The organism is Neobacillus cucumis (genome assembly GCF_023715505.1).
The window spans coordinates 99,399-121,446 of sequence record NZ_JAMBOH010000006.1 but is presented as its reverse complement, the minus strand read 5'-3'; the positions used below and the strand labels follow the sequence as shown (position 1 = coordinate 121,446).

Here is a 22,048-nt window from a genome sequence, read left to right as displayed (position 1 = left end):
TACCCCTTCAATTTAGCTCATCAATAAAAATGAGTGCCAAATTCAAATACAATTTGGCACTCATTTTTAATGTTTTGCGATAGGTAACGGAACCCGTTAAGAAAATTCCGCTCCTTTTTTATGGTTTAATAATTATCGCTCCATCCTTTTCCTTTACCACTCTGTCACGGATTTTAGTTAGTTGTTGGATTGGATCCTCGAGTTTGATTCTACCCAATAAATCAAAAAGTCCAAGTGATTTTAATAAACCTGTTTCCATTTTTTGAAGCTGATCCGTTAGCGTGGTATCCTTCTGACATACTTTGCTTATAGGCAATTTCTTTTCTATTCCTTCGTGGATTAAATCCAGTGCGAGCTGCTTATCCACAACTCCTTTGCTTTCTTTTAAGCGTTCACACACCGTTAGCATCGCCGAATCCCCTTTAGTTACGGGTTCGAGCGGTTTATTAATTAGTTCAAGCGATTTCAATACTTGCTTTACGGGCTCAGTCACCGGTTTCAACACTGGTTCCAACGGCTTTGGAACGGGCTCCAGCGGCTTCTTCACTGGTTCCAATGGTTTCAACACAGGCTCCAGCGGCTTCGTCACCGGTTCTAACGACTTCGACACTGGTTCCAGCCGCTTCGTCACCGGTTCCAACGGGTTCAGCACGGGCTCCAGCGGCTTCGTCACCGGTTTCAACGGTTTCAGCACGGGCTCCAGCGGCTTCGTCACCGGTTCCAACGGCTTTAACACAGGCTCCAGCGGCTTCGCGACCGGTTCCAATGACTTCAACACAGGCTCCAGTGGCTTCGTCACCGGTTCCAACGGTTTTAGCACGGGCTCCAGTGGCTTCGTCACTGGCTCTAAAGGAGATATTACTGGCTCCAGCGGATCCATTACTGGCTTTAGCGCTTCCGTTACTGGCTCCAATGGTTTTGTTACCACTTCCATCGGATCAAGAATAGTACCAGCAGAATCTGTAACCGCTCCTGTCTTTGAAAGATCCTCACACAATAATGGCAGATGACCTGTCGTTATTTTTTCAATTTGTTTATCCATTTCCCTCACCGGAAGTAAGCTTAAATCTTGTAATACTTTAATAGTACCGGGCTTTTGTGGATTTGTTTTTCCAGATAGCGTGCTCAGACTCAATCGTTCTATCAAACTATCGTTTGATTTCATATAATGTGCAGCCATCACCACATTTTCCATGCCAAGCTCAGGTATCGTCTCTTCCGCGTTAATACAGGCACCTTTAAAGGAAATGGCCGTTGTGTCAACGGTCATATTTTTCACAGTAACCGGGCCATTTGCTTTTAAGCTGATGGTTACTGCCCCGTTGGGTGTGTCAATTTGTTTGGTTAATTTCATCCCATAAATGGTTGCTGATTGATACTGGATTCGGAGCATTGGCTTTCCATTGTTCTCGGAGGTCTCTTGTTTGACAATGGTCGCAAACATACCGGAGCCTACCACTCGGTCTGCTTCGATAATAAACCCCTCATCGTTGGTTTTTTCTGCTGCGAAAACAGGATTGTCGAGAGAGCATAATATTAGTATCAGCAACTGAATACAAAAGGATAAGAGAATGCGTTTTCGTTTCCACCACATAGTTTATCCCCTTTAAATTGAGTGTGTATTCTCAAGTCCACTTGGTGGTTCAGTCTTCACTTCTACAGGTTCAAGGCGCCATGCCATTAATAAGGATCCTCCAATTATTCCAAATAGTGTTCCAAATAAGAATCCTCCCAGAGCACCTATTACCGAGAGAATTGAAAGGAAAATCGTAAAGATTCCAAGTATCTTAGAAGCATTTGGAAAAAAGATTGCGACTATGCCAATTAAGGTAATAGCACCTCCGAATAATAAACCGATGGTTGCAATCGAACCTGGTAAAAAGGTGCTTAGATACAGATTTAACGGTACCCATAATATCGTTAGTCCACTTAGAATCGTGATGAATGATCCCCACAGCGGCCGGCTTTTGCCCCACACTTTAAACAGCATTATCCTTAGCCCCCTACCTAATTCTTTTTGATTTTTTCAACTGTTAAGCGCATACCGCTCATATTAATCGACTTTTGAAAGAGATAGTGAGTTTTTAATTTTGCATGCTCAAGCGTAATAGTTGATGACGTCTGCTTAAATTGTTTCTGCCAGTCATCACTATGCTTTTCTTGGAGGACTAAATTCTGAAATTTGGCGTCCGCCTCAATCAACCCAGCATCTTGCTGCAAGCCGGTAATTTGAACAGGCCTGGAGGCGGTTATTTTGACACGAATCCATTCCCCGCCTACTTTAAAATCCTTGTATAATTGAAGATTATCTATTGTCAGTGTTTCAATTAAATTGGTTCCTTGCGGTGTAGAATCTGATGAGCTTGTTTCACCCATTTTTGGATAGAAAGTATAATTATTCCCTACTAACTTATCAAACTCTACATAAAAATCCCCCACACCTGCAATAGGAACTGCAAAGGCAACCCCCGATATCCCAAAGGAAATCAGTAGTAAGGCTAACGTCAATACACCTGTCGCTAGCGCCGACCAAAACACCTTTTTACTCGTAGTACCCTTAACAAGTTGAATAGAACCTTCCATCATACCCCTCCTATTTTTCAAAATATTTATACAATTGCTCTTTCCCCTAGAATACAATCCTTCTTTTATTCCAGCAATCACGGAAAATATCGTGATATTTTTACCCCCCCGTCAAATGTCGGGGTCGTTATTTCACTACGGACATATTAGAAAGATATTTTACGAAATATTTAAAAAGTAAAGTATGAGGATGGAGTATGGATGAAACATAAAATAGAACAGTTATTAATGAAAGGGCTTTCTCTTTTATTTGAGCATCGAGAGCCTTTTTTAAAAAAATGGAAATATCAACTTAATAAATTAAATTATCAAAACGATCACTTAGTATCTAAGTTTGAAACGATTATTGAGCTTGCCTTATTGAAAGCTTCCGAAGATAAAAAACTTAATGTTGATGCTTTTATCTTTTCACTTTTTTCGGAGTGGCAGGCCCGATTTTCTAAGAAAGAAGAAGAAGATGAATGTATTTTTCTACTTACTACCATTGAACATCTCTTTCATCAGCTCTTAGCGCTCAAACCTTCAACGACATTTTTTGACCATCAAGCCGTGCAGTCCATTTTTTCAAGAATCCTTGACCAAACCTTTTTAACGCAGAATGTTGAAAGTCAGAGTCAAAAATGGTTAAAATCCATTATCACAACCAATATCGTTCCGGTGAAATGGATAGCTGTTGTGAAAAAGAATCAGCCAGATTATCAAGTAGAAACAGTGGTCTGTTCCGATTTGTATTCTGTTGACCGCCATTTACTTGATATCTGCTCGAGTCTAAAAGCAGGGGAAATCGATCATCTATCGTTAGCGATTCAGAAATTAGTGGGTAGAAGTACCGACGAACAAGACATCGTTCAAATACCATGTATAAATGATTATCTCCTTATATGTCCTGAAGATCTGTTGACAGATGAACAGATAATGTTTTTTAAAGGGATGTATATACGGAAATTAAAGCTGCTTCAACTCGAAAGTAAAATGGAATGGAAGGATGCTTCCCTTTTATTTCTACAACGCCTGATTCGCACCAAGAGTGTTGACGATGCTGTTAACACAATATCAAGAGGTCTAGTGGATCTTATGCCATTTAAGCGTTGTGCCCTATTTTTATATAACCACTTTGTGGATAAAGGTATAGGAGTTTCAGGTTATAATGTAAGCGCTTCTGCGGTTCAGCAAATAAAAGAGGAAATTTTCACACTGCCCTTGATAGATAAATACTTTTATTCTCTGACCCATTCACAACCACTCTATTTTTCAAATGCCCTAGATATTTTGCCAAAAAGATATGTGCAGGAATATCAGCTGAAGTCACTAGTTATCCTTCCTATTTTCGTTCCAACCAATAGCAAACTGCTAGGGGTTGCCTTGTTAGACCAAGGGGCGGATGCTCATTTCTCGGTATTACCCGAGACGCTAACGACATTAATAAGATTCGGTCAATATTCTGGAGAACTATTGTATTCCATTTGGGATGAGGCCCTCCAGCAATTCGGTGGTCCGCAGACGATTTTAACACTACGGGAAAAGGAAGTTCTTCAATTAATTGCTGATGGGGCTTCCATTAGTGAAGCAGCAGCAGAGTTACACCTTAGCAGTTACACAGTCCGAGACTATGTATCATCCATTATTCAAAAATTAGCTGCCAAAAACCGCACGGATGCCGCCGTAAAAGCAATAAAGATGAATTTAATTTCATAAACTGATAGACATACCCAAAGCAATTTGTTGCCTTTCTTGATGGGTCAAGATAAAATGAACAATTAGGAAAAAGCAAAAAGGGGGCTACTTAGTGTGGAATGAATTTAAACAGTTTGCCATGAAAGGTAATGTCATTGATTTAGCAGTTGGGGTCATCATTGGAGGAGCATTTGGAAAAATTGTCTCTTCTCTTGTCGCAGATATTATCATGCCATTGGTTGGATTATTATTAGGAAAAGTAAACTCTTTTGCTGAACTTTCCTATCATAGCTTAGCATACGGGAAATTTATTCAATCGGTTGTTGATTTCTTTATCATTTCATTTTCCGTTTTCTTATTTGTGAAATTAATAACCCGTTTTAAAAAGAAGGAAGCACCTGCAGAGGTCGTCGTCAAAGTAGAGCGACAAGAAGAGCTGTTAGCGGAGATTCGTGACCTTTTAAAAGAAAACCAAGAATTTTTAAGAAAAAATGAAACATCTTGACCACTTCTACGTATATCTTAATAAGGGAAGTCAGAAATAAGGACTTTCTATCTAATTCTATTTGAGGTGAAGAGCTTTGTATACACAAACATCGACTGAATTTATGCCATCCGTTCTAAGGACGTTTGCTCTTTCATTAGCGATCGCTTTCTTAGGAACGATGGCTGGGGCCTTTGTCGTACCGCCAGGGCTGTTTATGCCGTTAATGATTTTAGAATTTGTTATGCTGATTAGCGCCTTTTTCTTTAGAAGGAGAAAAGCTGTTTCCTATGCATTTTTGTATATTTTTACTTTTATTTCAGGGATTACTTTATATCCAATCGTAGCTTATTATCTGTCAACATCTGGAGCAAATGTAGTCGGCATGGCATTTGCCAGCACAACGGTTGTCTTTACTGGAATTGCCATTTACGCCGCAAAGTCCAAACATAATTTTTCTTTCTTAGGCGGATTTTTACTGGCAGCTATCTTAGCATTAGTGGCCATTTCGATTTATAATATTTTCTTACCATTAAGCTCAACAGGAATGCTTGCATACTCCTTTATCGGTGTTTTAGTATTTAGCGGATACGTTCTTTTCGATATCAGCCGTATGAAGCACTACGGAGTAAGACCAGAAGATGTTCCGCTGATGGCATTAAACTTGTACCTCGATTTTGTTAACTTATTTATCAGCATTCTTCGGATTCTTGGAATCCTTTCAAGTAAAGACTAAAAAACAGGAGTTTGGCAAATGCCAAGCTCCTGTTTTTTTATATCTGTTCGATCAATGTTATGCCTCTATCAATCATTTGTTTAATTGATGGATCCCAGTTCGTTTTTTTTAGCTTATTCAGAATAGCGCTTACATTTTGATGAATATCCTGATTTATTTTATATAGCTCTAATATTTCAATCCGTAATAGCCATTCATTTGGATATTTTTGATCGAGAATGGCTAAAACCCGATCTACGTGCATTAAATTAGTTTGCTTCCACTGTCCCTCTCGTAAGTCTCGGATTTCTGCATACATGTTTTCTAGTTCAGTCAAACATTGCTGTTCAACCTCTTCCATGCTTTCATCGTTTGTTGAAGGGGAATCATAATAATGGTTCGGGTCAGCTGCTCCCGCAAAAACCGACGTAACCCTTGCACCGACAGCCATATCAAATATTCCCCATGAAGGTTCGAAAAGAACAATATTCTTGTACGTCACTTGACAATTACTAAAACTAATCAAAATCGGTTTCTCGTCATAGAATAATATATTTTTAACAAGGCCTTCCACTGTAACCCCGCTTTGAAAGTTTAATAAGACATTAGTTCCCTCTTTAATACCTAAAGCTTGCAATTGCTTTGTGGTACAAGCTTCTATTACAATACCTCCTTTTAATTTACCGATTGGTGTTCCAAATCCTTTACGGTGTATATCCGTACCTTGATCCTTCAATTGTTTATAATCATAGGACAAAGCTGTAGGGCCTTTTGTTCTCACATAAATGGCCTCCGCATTTTCATCCTTTAAAATAGCAGTCAGCGTACCGGTAACCTGGAGGCCTGATGATAAAACCATTGTGGCAACACTGTTCGATTCTAGTGCTTGATCTAGACTTTCCGTGCCGCCTTTACGGAAGGCCATAGTCGAGGCGAATTGTTCAATCTTCTCCACTAAATCATCAAAGGACTTACATACAAATAATTGCGGCTGTGGCTTTGTAACATCATAGGGAGTATTGATACATTCTTCAACGGAGAAGGGGATTTTTTTCACATCTGGTTTCAGGCAACTTTGACTTTCCCCTACCGAAGACAGTAATCCCGCTCCATAAATTTTAGGATTGTTCATATCTCCTATTAATCCGTACTCAACTGTCCACCAAAACAGCCTAGAAACTTTGTCAGCCTCAGACAAACCTTTGACCCTGCTCCTAGCTTCCACAACCTGCCGTTCAGCTTCTTGAACCTGCTCAGGAGTTGAATCAGGGTCCTCGGCAATAATCGTCAAATGGCGAACCGCTTTAAACACTTCTAATTTCTCTTTACTCGACAGGGCCTTAGCTCCCATTTCACCAATTTTCCTGACAAAGTCCCGGTAAGTTTCATCCAATAATATTGGTGCATGCCCTGCCGCTTCATGGAGCATATCCGGTGCAGGCGTATAGGCTATATTTTGGATGTTCCGGATCTCCGTTGCAATTGGCAGGATCCGGTTAGCTAAAAAGCCATAAAAAGCCGAGCCTGGAATTAACCCATCAATTGTAACGGCACCCCAGCCGATTTTTGCCAAACTCGTATCCATATCTCCTACCTTTGGAACCTGATCTATCTTAATTCCCGAATCTCTTAATCCATTAACATACGCAGGATGGGCTATATCCTTTAAGAAATAATGGTTCTGTTTCATAACAAAGCGCCAAACGGAATGGTCGATTGGCGTGTAATTGTGGTAGTATTGCGTTGATATATACGGCTGCAAATGCTTCGGAATCTGTTTCTTTTCTTTATCAGTCATTTTGACCTTCCCCTTTTCCAACCTTATTTGATTAAGGACGGGAGCAATCAAGCAAGTGACTGCATTTTTGGACGTAGTCTCTCCTTCGCTCTTCTCATTCTCGTTTTCACTGTCGACATTGGCAGATTACTTTTTTCTGCAATTTCAAGCAAAGATAAATCTTGATAGTAATATAGAAAAATAGGGTCACGGTAAATGTCGGGCAATGTCCTTATCTTTTCAGCCATTTGTTCTCTCGAGTATTTATCCAGGACTTCCTCTTCGGGAAAGGAATGTGGTTCAAACAGGACTGAATAGGCAAAAACCTCTTCTCTCCAAAAATGCTGCGATTTTTTTTCTTTCCGCCAAAAGTCACGGCATTTATTTAACGCAATCCTAAAAAGCCAACTTTTATATTTTGATTGCTCCTTAATGGAAGGATATGCTAAGTAAGCTGAAAGTAATACCTCTTGAAAAAGGTCTTCAGCAAGTTCTTTCTGTCTCGTTAACGATAAAATATATTTAAATGTAGCCTCACTATGTTCATTCACTAGTTTCTCAAATGCAAGGGCGTTCATCCTAACCATCCATCCTTCCTTCAACAACATCTTTCATATAATAGACGGAAAGGAACTGCAACTTCCCTACACTTTGTGTAAAAATAGATTCACCTTTCAGTTGCTTCCGTAACGAGACCTTTCATAAAAATAGAAACTCCAATCTTCTTACAGATTGTTAAATAATGCATAAGGGCTAATAGGACAGCTCCAGTATTCATACCGATAATCACCCCGTTCATCTGCCAATCGTGAGAGGAGCCGAGCCAAAGAATCAAAGCAAATGAGATGATGGTCGACCAAATAATATGAAAAAATAATTCTTTTAACATATCAAGACCAATTAAGAAAGCCTGCATTGGCATAATAAAGAAATGAAACAGGAAATACGGCCAAAGTAACTGCAGATATATAGCAGAGGTATCCGATTTAAAAAATAAAGATGTTAATTCTGGTGCAAAAAAGTAAAAAATGACAACCGCTGGAGTTCCGTACAAAAACGTAATCGTCATCACTTGCTGAAGCATTTTTTGCAGGGTTGCGAAATCTTTTTGCGAGTTAGTCTTTGATACAGCCGGAATCAGCACAATCATTAAGGAGTGAGCAATAAAGGCGGGGAAAAATCCAATTGATGCTGCCACACCCATCAGCATTCCAAATTGTTCTACAGCGAGCGTACTGGATAATCCTGAGTAAACCAAGGCTCCCTTTATAACAAATGGTTGAACGGCATTCATGATAGCGGAGAACAGCCTCAGTCCTGTCGTTGGAATCGACACCGCAATTAAGTTTTTCCGTACCCCTTTTCGGTCCATATTGGAGAAAGGCTTCCTTTTCAGCTGTTGGAATTGAATGATAAATAAGTAAAACAGATATAAAAACACCACAACTTCACTGCCTATCAAGGCACAAATGGCAATTAATAAGGATGCCTCCGCATCGAATTCAAAAAAGCGAAACAAGATAAACAGACCTATAAGCTGGATTGACTTGCGAAGAAAGTTCGAGACCGCTATTTTCCCCATCTCCTGAACGCCCATAAAATAGCCTCTAGCTACGGATGTAAAGGAGATGACAGGGACTAATGCCAAGACAAGCCATCTTACATATGGGTGGTAAGCATTAAACACAGGGATAAATGGAATAAGCGCGGCGGCGGCTAAGAAAAGAATACATGTAAAAACGATCGTAATGGTCAAGGCGTGATAAAGAATATTACGATGGTAGCGCTGATCCCGTTCCGCAATAAATTTCGAAATCGAGACCTGTAATTCAAAGCTGGATAATAAGACAAGTAAAAAAATCGAGGGAAGAATCGTCATATAAAGTCCTAACCCGTGTGACCCCAGCTCTCTAGCCAAAATCATATTGATCAGGACCTCAATCATTTCACCTAAAAAAGCAGAGGCAGCTAAAAAAAAGATACTTTTATAATAAATATTCAATTTACAAATCTCCCTTACTCTCATCTCTTTTAATAACTTATGAGACAAGTCTCTTGAATAGTAGGAGAAATTTTTTTCAAAAGAAAAAAGGGCTGATGGGCAGCCCTTTTAAGCATTTGTTGATATTACTTGTTTACCTTGACTTTTTTTAACTAAATAAGTCGTAAAAAAGATGATTAACAATAATAGTAATTGGGGTAAAGTGGTCTCGTACGTTGGATAGAGTCCCAGCCAGTCAATAAATGGTAAGCGTTCTACCGTTGTGGTTGAAAGTACATCTGATATCTGCAATGCATGTATACTAATCCCTAAAATTTTAAATGCTAAAAAGTAAATTAAGATTGTCGCCGTTCTAAAGAACAAGCGAATGGGAATCTTCACACTGTAATGAATGATGGCAAAGCCAGAAATGACTAACAACACAAGGGCCAAACAGATCCCCATCACGAGTTCCGCTAAACTTATATACGGGGTAATGCCGGTATAGAAAATAATCGTCTCTGCACCTTCACGGAAGACCGAAAGAAAACTAATAAAGGCAAAGGACATAAGGCTTCCTTTTGCGATGGCTTGCTGCATTTGCTGATTAATATATTTATTCCAATTACCGATGCTTGACTTATTATGAAGCCATGCCCCAACCGTCAACATCATGACGACAGCGACTATACCGGTAATCCCTTCAATATACTCCCTGCTTGACGCGGCAACAAATTGGGAAAAGACTATATTGATAATTACGGCTAGGACGGCACTTGCTAAGATACCAGCAACCACTCCGGACCAAATCCACCTTTGCTGGGCGGATTGCCCCATCTTTTTCAAAAAGGCAATGAGCGTTGCGACAACTAGTAAGCCTTCTAATCCCTCACGTAATAATATAAGGGCTGCATCCCATAATGAGTAACTTGTTTTACTTAATAATGGGGCAAGCCGATCTTCTAAGTCCTTAACAATATCGGCGGCTTTATCGGCGTTTACATTTTCAGAATTTAATAGACTGATGGCAGTTGGTACCTTCGTTTCCAAATCACTGTACAAACCGCTGTCCCTAGTTTGGACATCGCCTTCCACCATTGGCCAGATAGTCAAAATTTTATTTAAATGCTCACTGGCCCCTTTGTAGTCACTTTGAGAAATAGCATTTTCAGAATCACTTAACAAAGCAGCTAAGTCATTCAAGGAATACTCTCCTGCTGCCTGTTTCAATACTTTACCGGCAATAAAGTTATCTACTTCGCTTTTTAATTGATCCAAGTTTTGACTGGCTTTCTCTAAATCCGCAGGTTCCTGTGTAATCGCAATTCGAATGAGGGCTGTGTATTTTTCAATATTTCCATACGCAGCAATACTCTCATCGTGAACGGCCTTCTCTGAAGCAGTCCAGCCATTCATTATTTTTTGGTATTGAAACTTTAATGGAGCCGTATCCCCTTTTTCTACTGAGTCCTTCATAACGGTTATAAGCGGAAGTAACTGCTTTACCTGTTCTTTGGCTTTATCTTTATCTTTAGGATTTTGTTCCTCATCATATTGGACGACTGCACTTGAAAGGGCCGAGAGACTCTTCGAAAGTGCCTCTTTATCGACGCTGTCTTTTGCTAGTAAACTTTGAACTTCTTTTAATTCTTGGTCCACTTTTTGGGCTTGTTCGCTGCCAGTTTTTTTAATGGACTGCCACTGGCTTGCAAACTGCTCCATGTTTTTGGCCACGACAGCCTGTTCGCCATCCTTTGCCTTCATTAAACTATCACCAATTAGCACAAAAAGTTCATCACTATTTTCTGCCGCCTTTACGGGAAGGATCATTTGAAAAAAACTGATCATCATGATTAATACTAATAATGGCTTCCAATTTAAACGCTGCATAATCTTCTCTCTCCTCTTGTAAAAGAAAAACCACTAGTTAGTTAAATAGTGTCTCTCCGATAAAACCGCCTTGTTTAGCTCCTGGTAAACAGGCAAAGATGGCACTTCCACGATGGGACGTATATTCATTTAACTTATCCATTTTAGCTAACCTGTTCTGAATCGGGATAAACTGCTTACTTGGTGTACGCTGAAAACATAAAAACAAAAGACCTGCATCAAAGCTGCCTGTTTTCAAGTCCATCCCATCTGCATAGGAATAGGCACGGCGGAGAATCTGCTGCGTGCCATCTCCATGGGACAAGCGTACATGAGAATTGACAGGAATCACGTCCTCACCGGTTTCTTTCTTTTGGGTGAAATCAGGTTTATCAAATTCATTCTTTTGCCCTAACGGTGCACCACTGTCCCTGTATCGGCCAAAAGTGTTTTCTTGCTCCCTTAGATTGGTTCTATCCCAGACCTCAATAAACATTTGAATCCGGCGGACTACAAGGTAACTGCCATTAACAAGCCAATCAGGTCCATCACCTGGCTGAACCCAAATATGCTCATTCACCTGTTTTTTACTGTCAACATCAGGGTTTACGGTACCATCTTTGAAACCGAATAGGTTTCTCGGTGTTTCCTTTTTAGGATCAGCCTGCTTTGTGCGCTGGAAACCAGTTTGCGCCCAGCGCAATGTTGCTTTCCCTCTGGCGATTCGAATAAGATTTCTGACCGCGTGAAAGGCTACCTGTAAATCATCAGCGCATGCTTGGATACAAATATCCCCACCGGTCCATTCCTCTTCCAATGCATCAAGCGGGAAAGCGGGAAGATCAACCAATTCTTTCGGCTGCTTGTGTTTTAACCCAAATCGATCTTGATTATCTTTTACAAAAAGACTAGGACCGACCCCAAATGTAATCGTTAAATTGGATGGCGATAATCCTGCTGCCTCCCCTGTATCGTCCGGAGGTAAAAATTCGTTGCTAGAAAGCTTGCCGACTGCCTTCCCCTCTGTCATTAAAGCGGAGGCCTTGGTCCAATCCTTAAATAGTTTGGACAAGTCTTCTCGTTTTGACGTCGTTACATCTAAGGAAACGAAATAAACATGATTTTGTGGTTTTGTCGTAATACCGCTTTGATAATCACCATAAAAAGGAACAATCTCTTGATTCGACTCAGGGCCAGATGCCTTACTTTCCTTTAGCGAAAGGACACTGCCGAGACCCGATGCTCCTAGAATGACTCCAACACCGCCAATTCCGGCGGTTTTCAGAATATCCCGTCTTGATACCTTTTTTTCAGCTAATGCCTCTAAGTTGGTTGGATTGTTTGTCAATTAAGACGCCTCCGTAATAATACCTATTTGTGATAGTGGTTCAGCTAGTGCATCAATAGCCTGGCTAAGTTCTTTTACCTGCGCTTCCGTCAATTCTGTATAAAGCTTATAGCCATCACCATTTCTATGCTGGTTTAATAGACTATAAACATCATCAAAACGAGCCTGAATCTCCGTTGAAACGTCTTTGTCTTTTTTCTCTAGTGCCGGTTTAAGAAGCTGATAGATTTTCTCCGCTCCTTCAACGTTTGCCGCAAAGTCGTAAAGATCCGTATGGGAGTAGCGGTCCTCTTCACCTGTTACTTTTGAAGTTGAAACTTCATTTAAGAGGTCAACAGCTCCGGTAATTAATAAATCCGGCGTCACTTCTACTGTATCTGCTTTAGCACGTAACAGGTTTACATCTTTCATTAGCTGATCAGCCATTTGTTCATAACCTTTTGTCGTGTTTTCGATCCATAATCCTTTTTCAATCCGGTGATATCCGCCCCATTCTGCGTCGGGAACGTCTCCTTCTCGTGCATCAATTTTAGGATCGAGGTCACCAAAGCTCTCGGCGATTGGCTCGGCGCGCTCATAATGCATCCGGGCTGGTCCATAAAGCTCCTTAGCTTTATCAATTTCACCGTTTTTAACAGCTGTTGTAAAAGCCTCTGTGGCTTTAACAAATTCTTCAATCTCAGATATCGCATATTGTCGATATTCATCCGATACCCCTTTTAGCGATTCGGTTGATGTGTTTTGGGTTTTCTTTGTTTTTTCTGTGGACGAAGCTTGATCCGAATTGGAACAGCCAAATAATAGACTGCTAGATAATAAAACAAGGCCAGATAATTTATATATTTTCATGTGTGAATTTCCTCCAGATAGAATAATAGTGAGAATGATTTTCATTAATTATTATAATAACAGTAAATGAGAACAATTTTCAATCATTTTTTTAAAAATTAAAAAACCTCCCAACATAAGTTAAGAGGTTTGTACGTTTATTTAATTAATGAATGCTTAAAGGCATAGATAACTGCTTGAGTGCGGTCCTGTACGTTAAGTTTACTTAGTATATTACTGACGTGGGTTTTAACGGTCTTCAGAGCGATAAATAATTCATCCGCAATATCCTGGTTAGTTTTCCCCTCCGCCATCAACAGTAAAATTTCAAGTTCACGGCTGGTTAGTTCTTCGTGCGGCAGCTGCGTATTTTTTTGACGCATTTTGACCATCATTTTCCCGGTGACTTCAGGCTCAAGAACCGATTGGCCATGATATGTAGCACGGACAGCATTGGCAATTTCACTGGCCTTTGATGTCTTCAGCATATAGCTCGTCGCCCCTGCTTCAAGTGCCGGATACACTTTTTCATCATCTAAAAAGCTGGTGACGATAATGATCTTTGCTTCGGGCCATTGCTCAATAATTTGCCGGGTTGCTTCAATTCCGTCCATTTCCTTCATCACCAAGTCCATTAAAATAATGTCAGGACGTAAGCTTAAGGAGAGTTCTACTCCCTTTTTTCCATTATCAGCTTCACCCACCACTTCAATATCCTCCTGCGCAGAAAGGTAAGAGGATACACCGATTCTAACCATTTCGTGGTCATCGACAAATACTACACTAATCATTGATACCATCTCCATTAATCATCACCGGAACCTTTACTTCCAGCCTTGTTCCTTTATTTTTAACACTAACCACTTTTAATGTACCACCTATTTCAACCGCACGTTCGTGCATGTTTTGCATACCATAGGAGCCTGCTTTCATTTCATTCACTTCAAAACCAATTCCGTCGTCTACAATCCTAAGAATGACAAGGTCATCCCGCTTCACTAATAAAACCTCAAATTTGCTGGCTTTTGAGTGCCGTAGGGTATTAGAGACAGACTCCTGCAGGATGCGGAACAGATGATCTTCTACCCCTTTATCTAATGGAAAATCTTCAACTTTCCATTTAATATCCATTGTCACCTTTTGAGATAATTCGATTAACAGCTCCTCAATTCCTTCTTGCAGTGATTTATTCTTTAAGGCAGCTGGGCGTAAATGTAACAGAAGGGCCCGCATCTCTAACTGTGATTGGTGAATCATTTCTTCAACGAGTTTTAATTGTTTGGTTTCACGGTCATCTTCAGACGGGCCTTTTGTTTCATTAATTGCCGACATCATCATCGAAGCAGCAAATAATTGTTGGCTGACGGAGTCATGCAATTCCCTTGCAAGCCGATTCCGCTCCTGTTCAATGATCTGCTGAATTCTTTCTTCTTGGCCCTCTACCTTTTCGGTAGCTAACCGCTGTGACAGCTTTGCCTGCTCAGACATTTGCCTGCCAACGTTCTCAATTCTTTTAGCAATGGCTTGGATTTCTGAAACAGAGGGCTTCTCTGGTACTTCGATTTGTCTTCCTTCCTCAAGCTGATGTAAAGAATGTTCGACGGCAAGTAATTGTTTACGCCAAAAAAGTCCTGAAAAACCGCCTAAAAGTATTCCGATTGCAATACTAAAGACAGGAACAAAAATCACAATTGGAATATTCATGAATTGTCTCGTCCATAATTCCGACCAGTCTCCCAATGGGAATACATAAATTAGAACCGCTCCAATGACTAACGCAATCAGAAAGCAGAACAGAATATGCCAGATCATTTGCCGCTGGGTTGAACTCATATCCGGCTCACCTCTAAATTTCCGACCACAAGTGAAGTAACAATTTTCACCTTGGTCTCAGAAGTTTCATAACCGGAAGTTTTCAAGTGGAAAACTTGGTTGAATATTTTATCTCTGTCATTGCCAAATACTTTAGCTGATCCTACGACACCAGAATGGTGAATACTTACATCCGTTTCGTATGGTACAAGGATATGGATATTTCCAATAATATTTCGGATAAAAATAACCGCTTCTCCCTTTGGCAGCATCGTATAGCTAAGATCAATAACGGTATCGCCAATTCCCGTTTGAATATTCACATCATCCCACTCGTATACACCTAAAGGTGTTTTTTGCTGTCCTACGAGAATATTACTAAACAATGGTTCCGAACTAATCAACGTTTCTTCTAATTGTGCTGGTTCAGAAGAAACAATATCCGGCACTATTTTTTTTGGCTGTCTTTTCGTTTGAAAATATTGAATGAAAAAGTGCAATAATATCGCTAATAATAGAAACTTAAAGGTCATCATATTGACAATACTTAGAACAAAGAAGATGATCCCTACAATAAACAGGACTTTCCCTAACCTTTTACCCGCCTTTTTCCGGCCTAAATAAATCATCCCGCCTGCAATAAAAAGAGAGAATATCAGCCCTCTGTTAAAAAATAAAATCTCTAAGAGCAAGATTACAATCCCGATGATAACAAGCCAGCTAAGATAATCACTTTTTGTATTTTTAAACATTGGCCACCCTCCCTTTTATTGCAGTAGTTTTACAGGTAAAAGGCGCAGTTTAAACTACGCCCTTTACGAATCCGCTTGCGCTTTTATAATAGAATAGTCCAGTCCTGCTCCAGCGCCTAGCCCCTCGAGGTCACAAACTTATCCAGTTGCGGCTCCCTGGGACGCAAGTCTAGCCATCCCCTGAAGAAGGAAAAAAGCGCCTTCTTGCAGGGGCCATCTTAGCCTAGAGTCCCAGGGCAGTCGCCTCCACATTTAGGTCCACCCGCCCAAAAGGTTAAAAAGCAATCTTTCGGCCGGCTCGTCTTGTGCTTGTCAGCCCCGTTCAAGGCGCTTCCGCTTTCTTTTATAGAATACCATTTTTTTGATTAAATGGACTTGCTTTCTTCTAATTTCATTTCTTTTTCTAATTGTGCAATTCTCGCATCGATTGTATTCCGGTAGAAGGAACTGTTAACTTGATGTTCGAGACGGTCAAGATAGTTTTCAATTTCTTTAAATCTTGAGTAAGATTGATCCGAACCAGAATGTGCATCAAGCACTTGGTTTATTCGCAGATTTGCCCGAGTCACATTCTCACGGCCCATTAACTCCATACGGCGCAAATGCATGTCTTTTAATTTATGTTTCATTTCTTCGTATTTTCTTTCTAAATCTCCAAGCTGTCCCGTGACTTGATCAAGTGATGCCTTAATGCGGCTAGACCTTTCTTGATATTGCTGATACTCAGCCGAAGCAAAATCGGATAACTCTGTTTCTCCCGCTTTGGAAGCAATTTCTGCCTGATGCTTTCTTTTATTGGCTAACTCCTCTGCCTGATGATATTCTCTCGTAAATTCATCCTTTAAAGTATATTGACGCTGCAAAAGTTTTCTTACCTTTTCCGTTTCCTGCTCACATTCGCGAAGATATTGGTTCAACATAGCAATTGGGTTCTTATTTTCCTTCTGGTCGAGCGCCTCATGTAAATCGGCGGTAATCGTATTTTTAATCCTTGTAAATAAGTTTGTCATGTTCATTCTCTCCTTTTAATAGGGTTAGCATTTCTAATACTGTTTCAATTCGCTCCATTGTTTTTCAAAATTACTAAATGGATCATCAGCTTCGATTATTTTGCTGACCTTACTCTTGTTCCACTTTTTATAAACAAGGTATAAAACGTATGCTGCTGCTATGCCAATAATTGCCGGTACATTGTGAAGCGATGCAATTAGGACTATAAAGCCAATGATTCCCAGACCAATTCGTCCCCCAATAGATTTTGTCTTTAAGAATTGCTTAAAGATGAAATACAGAAGAACCACACTTACAAGTAATCCAACCATTGGACCGATGGTTGAAAGCAGGATGAATGCCGCAATTCCCCCGGCTAACAGTAAACCAAACTTTTTCATCTTTGTTTCACTCCTTTCCTTTCTTGTTTTCATCATACCTGTTTTCCTTGGCTCCCATAATTGAGCCTAAGCTTGATTTTTTTATCGGTCTTAAGACGTAGAAAGGGTCAGCCTCTTAAGCAATTGCTTAAGAAACTGACCCTTGGCTTTAGATTATTTAGAGATAAACATCTGAACCCAGTAATAACCATAGGAACCGCCCTTAGCGTAACCAACTCCAATTCTAGTGTTGGAGCTTAGGATATTGGCTCTGTGACCTGAGCTATTCATCCATGACTGTACCACCGACTGTGGTGTAGTTTGTCCGGCAGCAATATTTTCCGCTGCAGAACGATAAGTAATACCAAAATTCTTCATCATCGTAAAAGGACTGCCATACGTTGGACTTGTATGACTAAAATAATTTTTGTCTCTCATGTCCATTGCTTTGTAGCGTGCAACCCTTGACAGTTCCCAATCGGCAGCCATAGCTGGCAGCCCGTTCTTTGCACGCTCTTGATTTGTAAGCTGAATAACTTGGTTTTCAATTGATTTTACTCCGCCTAAATCAGGAATGGTTACTTTTTGACCAGGATAAATCATGTTAGGATTCTTAAACTGCGGATTTGCTGAAATAAGCTCACTAATTCCTACTTGATACCGGACAGCAATTTTCCAAAGTGAGTCCCCAGATTGAACCGTGTAGATTTGTTGGGCAAAAGAGACACTTGGAATGCAGAAAAGGGATAGTAAGAACAGAAAACTGAACCAAAAAGATTTTTTCATTTTATTCGCCTCCTCGATATATAATTTTGATTTCAGGCTCAAAATATACAGGCAGCGAAAAAAACTTTTCTAAAAGTAACACTAAAACAAACCGTCTTTGGAGGACTAAAAAAGTGGCAGACATTTCTGGGATGACTTATATCATGTTAATTTTAGCAAGCTATCGATTAACCCATTTGATCGTTTTTGATAAAATCACCGAATTTATCCGAAGACCATTTGTAAAAAAGGTCAAGGTAGAAACGAGCGAGGGAACCACAACAAAGGAAGTTCCTACCTCCATGTTTGGTTACTTATTAAAATGTTATTGGTGTGCTGGCATGTGGAGCGCTTTTTTATTAGGCGGCGCCTACTTGCTATTCCCCAAGGTCACCTTTGTCATTATTTTAATTCTCTCTATAGCAGGCGGCCAATCGATTATCGAAACTTTTGTCGGAGTAAACATAAAAAAGGTCGATTACTACTCCGAGCTTCACAAAAAAGACAATAACAAATCTTAAGACAAGTGGAACAATTTCTCCCCCTTGCGCATATATTTAGTTATGCTTCTGTAGCTAGGCATATGTAAAGGGGGATTTTCAGTTGGCAATTTGGTGGATTACAACCATCGCTTTTGTCCTTTGTCTCGGTTTTGCAGGCGGAACCTTTATTCATTTCTTACGGCAGGGGCTGGATATAGACGACGCTAAACGGATTGATAAAATTAATTCCGATCAAGAATCCATGTAACATCCCTCATTTTGTGAATCACGATGACTCGCCTATTGGCGAGTTTTATTTTTCTAAAAAATAAGTTCTCCCTTACATCACATGATTTTTTCATTTTAGGAAAAATTAAACATGTGATTATTTTGAAGTGGAGGAATACATATGAATTCATCTGAAAACGCCCAAAAGTTTCCTCGAACATATTGGCGTGAAATTGAATTACCAACATTCAAGCCATTAGAACAGGATATTAGTGTAGATGTTGCCATTGTTGGAGCTGGAATAACAGGGATAACTGCTGCCTATCTGCTGACTAAAGAAGGTCAAAAAGTAGCCTTACTTGAGGCTGGGGGAATCTTAAACGGTACAACCGGACACACAACGGCAAAATTAACTGCTCAGCACGGGCTTATTTATGATGAGTTTATTAATCATTTTGGTAAAGAAAAAGCGAGACTATATTATGAATCAATGATGATGGCTGTTCAGTTTGTGGAGAATACGGTGAACGAGAGGGGCATAAAATGTGATTTTAGTAAGCAGGATGCCTATGTATATGCCACAACGGATGAGTATGCCGACAAGCTAAAAACTGAGTGGGAGGCTTACAAGAGTCTTGATATTGAGGGAGCCTTGAAAGATTCGATTCCCTTTAATATTCCAGCAAAAGCAGCTTTGATGATGAGCAACCAGGCTCAGTATCATCCATTGAAATTTTTAAAAGCACTTTTAGATGAGGCCGTTCAAGCGGGCTGTTCTGTTTATGAAAATACCATTGCGAATGATATAGTGGATGACCATTCAGAGCCAAAGGTTATTACAAAAAACGGGCAAAGAGTGACGGCTAAGCATGTAATCATTGCTTCACATTTCCCTTTTTATGACAAACCAGGACTTTACTTTGCAAGAATGTATGCGGATCGTTCTTATGCCATCGGGGTCAGAACGAATCAAGAATATCCTGGCGGCATGTACATCAGCGCTGACAGCCCGTCACGTTCGATTCGGTACACCCCGCTTGATAATGGCGAAAATTTGCTGATTATTGGCGGCGAGAACCACAAAACAGGACAAGGTGTTGACACGCAGAAGCACTTTGAAGAGCTTCAAACCTTCACTGAAGAGGTTTTTGGCATCAAGGAATACCAATACCGTTGGTCTGCTCAAGATAATGTGACCCTGGATAAAATGCCTTATATCGGTCCCTATACGGAAGAACGAAAAAATGTTTTAATCGCAACTGGTTTTAAAAAATGGGGGATGTCCACAGGTATTTTAGCAGGGCATATTATAAAAGATTATATTGTTGGCGGAACGAATCGTTTTGCAGCATTATATTCACCATCACGCTTTCATGCTGATCCTGATTTAAAGGAAGTCATTTCGACTAATGCTGATGTTGCCAAACACTTACTCAAAGGTAAGCTTGAAATAGTTGAAAAGGTTCCGGAAGATTTACAGGAAGGTGAAGGTTCGGTTGTGATGTTCCATGGCAAAAGAGCTGGTGCCTATAAGGACGAGAATGGCAAGCTTTATATTGTTGATACGACCTGTACTCATCTTGGGTGTGAATGTGAATGGAATCGTGCCGAAAAGTCTTGGGACTGCCCATGCCACGGCTCCCGCTATTCGTACGCGGGCGATGTGATTGAGGGTCCAACCAAAAAGTCGTTAGAACTGCTTCAAGGAGAGTAATTTTCCGAGGGGAAATTAGTGATATTAACTAAAACTCGTCTGATATTAACAAAAAAATCGATATATTAACAAAAACTTAAAGGATATTAACAAAAAATCAGATATATTAACAAAAAGTCGGGATATATTAACAATTCAATACTAGAATTCAAAAAATGCCCCCTTCCCATCGAAGGAGGCGTTCCTTTTATTTGCTATTCGGACGATTCAGCTTTAATTCTTCACCCGTTGTAAATTCCACTAATTCAGCACTATCTTTCATGCCCTTTTTACGATTGTTATTACGCTGGGCATTAGCATTACCAAGCTTCTGTTTTCCCACACTACCATCTCCTTTTCAAGAAAATCATTTATAGTATGGATGAAACAGATTCCCCCTATTCCTAACTAAAACTGGCGGCTTTCGATTGCAGCTAAAAAAAATCCCTCTTTAATAGAAATAAGCAGTGGAATATTCCACTGCTTTCCTCTTACCGTTTTAACTTTTGATGGCGTTGGTCTTCCGAAACAATTTTCCCTTGAAAAAATACTCTTTTATCAAGAGGAATTTGCAATTCCTTGCAAAAACGTTTCAGCTCGCGTTCTTCACGCTCGGTTACTAATGAAATAACGGTACCGTCAGCCCCCATTCTTCCTGTTCTCCCAGCCCTATGCACATATTGGGTAATATCCTTCGGAAAGTCGATCTGTACCACATGGCTGACACCTTGGATATCCAGCCCTCGGGCGGCAATATCAGTGGCAATCAGCATTTTCATTTTCCCATCACGGAAGTCCTTTAACGCGGCCTGACGCTCCAGCTTTTTCATATCACTATGGAGGATGCCAATGGATAATTCTTTAAACAACAATTTTTCTTTAAAAACTTGAATTTCACCAATATCATTTATAAAGGCAAGTGATTTATTATTCTCAAGACGTGTTATTTTTTCAAGCAGCTTAATTTTATCTCTTTGCTCAACTAAGAAATAAATATGTTCCACTTCCCCAGCAGATGCGATCTCGTCTTTTTCAATCCGTAATACTTCGTAATCATTAGTCATTTCTTTCGCTAATTTTTCTGTTGCCGGTTTCATGGTAGCCGAAAATAAGACGACTTGGCGGTCACCCAGTGTCGATTTGACAATTTGCTGAACCGTCTGCAAATGCTCTGGAATTAACAGCTGGTCACCCTCATCAAGGACAACCATCTTGGCTTCGTGCATTTTCACCTTTTTTTGCTTGATTAGCTCCAGTAAGCGTCCAGGTGTAGCAAAGATAACATGCGGCCGCTTCTTTAATTTTTCAAGCTGGCGTTTTAAGTTGGCACCGCCAATTATGGAGGTACCTCTAATACCACTGCCTTCTGACCACTTTTGGAATTCTTGAAAAACCTGCATGACTAGCTCTTGTGAAGACGCTAAAACAACTGCCTGCAAGGACGGGGTATTACTGTCGATTTTATGTAACAATGGAAGCAAATAAGCAAGTGTCTTCCCCGTACCTGTCGGCGACTCCGCAATCACATCTTTGCCCTCGAGTATGAGTGGAATAGCTGTTTCCTGGATGGATGTTGGTGCTTGGAAGCCAGACTTTTGCCATGCTTCCTGTAGAAACGGTTGTAAGGTGTTTAACATTTTATACTCCTTCTATATCTAACATCATTTTTTACTTTATTATTTGTTAT

23 protein-coding genes are annotated in these 22,048 nt (G+C 40.1%); 6 read left to right on the top strand and 17 right to left on the bottom strand.

The annotated features are described in order from the left end of the window. Positions 1 to 118: 118 nt before the first annotated feature. The 3 genes from M3226_RS11315 to M3226_RS11305 are packed head-to-tail and all read right to left on the bottom strand — an operon-like array spanning position 119 to position 2,586. Positions 119 to 1,594 carry a DUF6230 family protein gene (locus M3226_RS11315; RefSeq protein ID WP_251565351.1) on the bottom strand — a complete coding sequence of 492 codons (1,476 nt, stop codon included), beginning with the start codon at positions 1,592 to 1,594 and terminating at the stop codon, positions 119 to 121. Between the two features lie 12 nt (positions 1,595 to 1,606). Further along, positions 1,607 to 1,990, bottom strand: a complete 384-nt coding sequence (locus M3226_RS11310; protein ID WP_251565349.1) for a DUF6114 domain-containing protein — start codon at positions 1,988 to 1,990, stop codon at positions 1,607 to 1,609. Between the two features lie 17 nt (positions 1,991 to 2,007). Further along, the gene (locus M3226_RS11305; protein ID WP_251565347.1) at positions 2,008 to 2,586 is read right to left on the bottom strand and encodes a DUF6230 family protein; all 579 of its coding nucleotides are present in this window, start codon (positions 2,584 to 2,586) and stop codon (positions 2,008 to 2,010) included. Positions 2,587 to 2,784: 198 nt separating this feature from the next. On the opposite strand from M3226_RS11305, the gene M3226_RS11300 reads away from it, so the two are divergent. The 3 genes from M3226_RS11300 (at position 2,785) to M3226_RS11290 (ending at position 5,477) form a co-directional block, all read left to right on the top strand. After that, entirely contained in the window at positions 2,785 to 4,278 is a 1,494-nt protein-coding gene (locus tag M3226_RS11300) for a LuxR C-terminal-related transcriptional regulator (RefSeq protein WP_251565345.1), read from the top strand. Between the two features lie 91 nt (positions 4,279 to 4,369). Further along, on the top strand, positions 4,370 to 4,762 hold the full coding sequence (mscL, locus tag M3226_RS11295; RefSeq protein ID WP_251565343.1) for a large-conductance mechanosensitive channel protein MscL: 393 nt from the start codon (positions 4,370 to 4,372) through the stop codon (positions 4,760 to 4,762). Positions 4,763 to 4,838: 76 nt separating this feature from the next. Continuing rightward, a complete protein-coding gene (locus M3226_RS11290) occupies positions 4,839 to 5,477 on the top strand; it encodes a Bax inhibitor-1/YccA family protein (RefSeq protein ID WP_251565342.1) in 639 nt (212 codons plus the stop codon). 37 nt (positions 5,478 to 5,514) lie between these two features. On the opposite strand, the gene M3226_RS11285 is transcribed toward M3226_RS11290, so the two are convergent. The 12 genes from M3226_RS11285 to safA form a co-directional block, all read right to left on the bottom strand. Further along, a complete protein-coding gene (locus M3226_RS11285) occupies positions 5,515 to 7,254 on the bottom strand; it encodes an aromatic amino acid hydroxylase (protein ID WP_251565340.1) in 1,740 nt (579 codons plus the stop codon). Between the two features lie 47 nt (positions 7,255 to 7,301). Continuing rightward, the gene (locus M3226_RS11280) at positions 7,302 to 7,820 is read right to left on the bottom strand and encodes an RNA polymerase sigma factor (RefSeq protein ID WP_251565338.1); all 519 of its coding nucleotides are present in this window, start codon (positions 7,818 to 7,820) and stop codon (positions 7,302 to 7,304) included. A gap of 80 nt (positions 7,821 to 7,900) precedes the next feature. After that, the gene (locus tag M3226_RS11275) at positions 7,901 to 9,235 is read right to left on the bottom strand and encodes a polysaccharide biosynthesis protein (protein WP_098527285.1); all 1,335 of its coding nucleotides are present in this window, start codon (positions 9,233 to 9,235) and stop codon (positions 7,901 to 7,903) included. 108 nt (positions 9,236 to 9,343) lie between these two features. Beyond that, a complete protein-coding gene (locus tag M3226_RS11270) occupies positions 9,344 to 11,104 on the bottom strand; it encodes an FTR1 family iron permease (protein ID WP_251565336.1) in 1,761 nt (586 codons plus the stop codon). A 37-nt stretch (positions 11,105 to 11,141) separates the two neighbouring features. Further along, positions 11,142 to 12,431 carry an iron uptake transporter deferrochelatase/peroxidase subunit gene (gene efeB / locus M3226_RS11265; protein ID WP_251565334.1) on the bottom strand — a complete coding sequence of 430 codons (1,290 nt, stop codon included), beginning with the start codon at positions 12,429 to 12,431 and terminating at the stop codon, positions 11,142 to 11,144. After that, entirely contained in the window at positions 12,432 to 13,280 is an 849-nt protein-coding gene (gene efeO / locus M3226_RS11260; protein WP_251565332.1) for an iron uptake system protein EfeO, read from the bottom strand. A 137-nt stretch (positions 13,281 to 13,417) separates the two neighbouring features. After that, complete coding sequence (locus M3226_RS11255; protein ID WP_251565330.1) at positions 13,418 to 14,050, bottom strand: response regulator transcription factor; 633 nt, start codon at positions 14,048 to 14,050, stop codon at positions 13,418 to 13,420. Further along, entirely contained in the window at positions 14,043 to 15,092 is a 1,050-nt protein-coding gene (locus tag M3226_RS11250) for a sensor histidine kinase (RefSeq protein WP_251565328.1), read from the bottom strand. The genes M3226_RS11255 and M3226_RS11250 overlap by 8 nt, the downstream gene beginning before the upstream one ends. Then, complete coding sequence (liaF, locus tag M3226_RS11245; protein ID WP_251565326.1) at positions 15,089 to 15,823, bottom strand: cell wall-active antibiotics response protein LiaF; 735 nt, start codon at positions 15,821 to 15,823, stop codon at positions 15,089 to 15,091. The genes M3226_RS11250 and liaF overlap by 4 nt, the downstream gene beginning before the upstream one ends. A 365-nt stretch (positions 15,824 to 16,188) precedes the next feature. Beyond that, positions 16,189 to 16,833: a PspA/IM30 family protein gene (locus M3226_RS11240; RefSeq protein WP_251565324.1), complete on the bottom strand. Its 645-nt coding sequence runs from the start codon at positions 16,831 to 16,833 to the stop codon at positions 16,189 to 16,191. A 33-nt stretch (positions 16,834 to 16,866) separates the two neighbouring features. After that, the gene (locus tag M3226_RS11235) at positions 16,867 to 17,214 is read right to left on the bottom strand and encodes a lmo0954 family membrane protein (protein WP_251565321.1); all 348 of its coding nucleotides are present in this window, start codon (positions 17,212 to 17,214) and stop codon (positions 16,867 to 16,869) included. A gap of 153 nt (positions 17,215 to 17,367) precedes the next feature. Then, positions 17,368 to 17,979: a SafA/ExsA family spore coat assembly protein gene (safA, locus tag M3226_RS11230; RefSeq protein ID WP_251565319.1), complete on the bottom strand. Its 612-nt coding sequence runs from the start codon at positions 17,977 to 17,979 to the stop codon at positions 17,368 to 17,370. A gap of 113 nt (positions 17,980 to 18,092) precedes the next feature. On the opposite strand from safA, the gene M3226_RS11225 reads away from it, so the two are divergent. The 3 genes from M3226_RS11225 to M3226_RS11215 all read left to right on the top strand — a co-directional run bounded on the left by M3226_RS11225 (position 18,093) and on the right by M3226_RS11215 (position 20,382). After that, on the top strand, positions 18,093 to 18,479 hold the full coding sequence (locus tag M3226_RS11225; RefSeq protein WP_144567249.1) for a DUF1360 domain-containing protein: 387 nt from the start codon (positions 18,093 to 18,095) through the stop codon (positions 18,477 to 18,479). Positions 18,480 to 18,561: 82 nt separating this feature from the next. Then, positions 18,562 to 18,708: a hypothetical protein gene (locus M3226_RS11220; RefSeq protein WP_186446588.1), complete on the top strand. Its 147-nt coding sequence runs from the start codon at positions 18,562 to 18,564 to the stop codon at positions 18,706 to 18,708. Between the two features lie 141 nt (positions 18,709 to 18,849). Beyond that, positions 18,850 to 20,382, top strand: a complete 1,533-nt coding sequence (locus M3226_RS11215; RefSeq protein WP_251565317.1) for an FAD-dependent oxidoreductase — start codon at positions 18,850 to 18,852, stop codon at positions 20,380 to 20,382. A gap of 187 nt (positions 20,383 to 20,569) precedes the next feature. Here M3226_RS11215 and M3226_RS32210 read toward each other — a convergent pair whose 3' ends face one another. Together M3226_RS32210 and M3226_RS11210 are read right to left on the bottom strand one after the other, a co-directional pair. Next, positions 20,570 to 20,704 carry a hypothetical protein gene (locus tag M3226_RS32210; RefSeq protein ID WP_255286495.1) on the bottom strand — a complete coding sequence of 45 codons (135 nt, stop codon included), beginning with the start codon at positions 20,702 to 20,704 and terminating at the stop codon, positions 20,570 to 20,572. A gap of 148 nt (positions 20,705 to 20,852) precedes the next feature. Next, positions 20,853 to 21,998, bottom strand: a complete 1,146-nt coding sequence (locus tag M3226_RS11210) for a DEAD/DEAH box helicase (RefSeq protein WP_251565314.1) — start codon at positions 21,996 to 21,998, stop codon at positions 20,853 to 20,855. Positions 21,999 to 22,048: the final 50 nt, after the last annotated feature.

Excerpts from the sequence above, each read along its gene's own strand:
- M3226_RS11315 (WP_251565351.1), bottom strand. The coding sequence starts at position 1,594 with ATGTGGTGGAAACGAAAACGCATTCTCTTATCCTTTTGTATTCAGTTG.
- M3226_RS11310 (WP_251565349.1), bottom strand. The coding sequence starts at position 1,990 with ATGCTGTTTAAAGTGTGGGGCAAAAGCCGGCCGCTGTGGGGATCATTC.
- M3226_RS11305 (WP_251565347.1), bottom strand. The coding sequence starts at position 2,586 with ATGATGGAAGGTTCTATTCAACTTGTTAAGGGTACTACGAGTAAAAAG.
- M3226_RS11300 (WP_251565345.1), top strand. The coding sequence starts at position 2,785 with ATGAAACATAAAATAGAACAGTTATTAATGAAAGGGCTTTCTCTTTTA.
- M3226_RS11285 (WP_251565340.1), bottom strand. The coding sequence starts at position 7,254 with ATGACTGATAAAGAAAAGAAACAGATTCCGAAGCATTTGCAGCCGTAT.
- M3226_RS11280 (WP_251565338.1), bottom strand. The coding sequence starts at position 7,820 with ATGGTTAGGATGAACGCCCTTGCATTTGAGAAACTAGTGAATGAACAT.
- M3226_RS11270 (WP_251565336.1), bottom strand. The coding sequence starts at position 11,104 with ATGCAGCGTTTAAATTGGAAGCCATTATTAGTATTAATCATGATGATC.
- efeO (WP_251565332.1), bottom strand. The coding sequence starts at position 13,280 with ATGAAAATATATAAATTATCTGGCCTTGTTTTATTATCTAGCAGTCTA.
- M3226_RS11255 (WP_251565330.1), bottom strand. The coding sequence starts at position 14,050 with ATGATTAGTGTAGTATTTGTCGATGACCACGAAATGGTTAGAATCGGT.
- M3226_RS11250 (WP_251565328.1), bottom strand. The coding sequence starts at position 15,092 with ATGAGTTCAACCCAGCGGCAAATGATCTGGCATATTCTGTTCTGCTTT.
- liaF (WP_251565326.1), bottom strand. The coding sequence starts at position 15,823 with ATGTTTAAAAATACAAAAAGTGATTATCTTAGCTGGCTTGTTATCATC.
- M3226_RS11240 (WP_251565324.1), bottom strand. The coding sequence starts at position 16,833 with ATGACAAACTTATTTACAAGGATTAAAAATACGATTACCGCCGATTTA.
- M3226_RS11235 (WP_251565321.1), bottom strand. The coding sequence starts at position 17,214 with ATGAAAAAGTTTGGTTTACTGTTAGCCGGGGGAATTGCGGCATTCATC.
- safA (WP_251565319.1), bottom strand. The coding sequence starts at position 17,979 with ATGAAAAAATCTTTTTGGTTCAGTTTTCTGTTCTTACTATCCCTTTTC.
- M3226_RS11215 (WP_251565317.1), top strand. The coding sequence starts at position 18,850 with ATGAATTCATCTGAAAACGCCCAAAAGTTTCCTCGAACATATTGGCGT.
- M3226_RS11210 (WP_251565314.1), bottom strand. The coding sequence starts at position 21,998 with ATGTTAAACACCTTACAACCGTTTCTACAGGAAGCATGGCAAAAGTCT.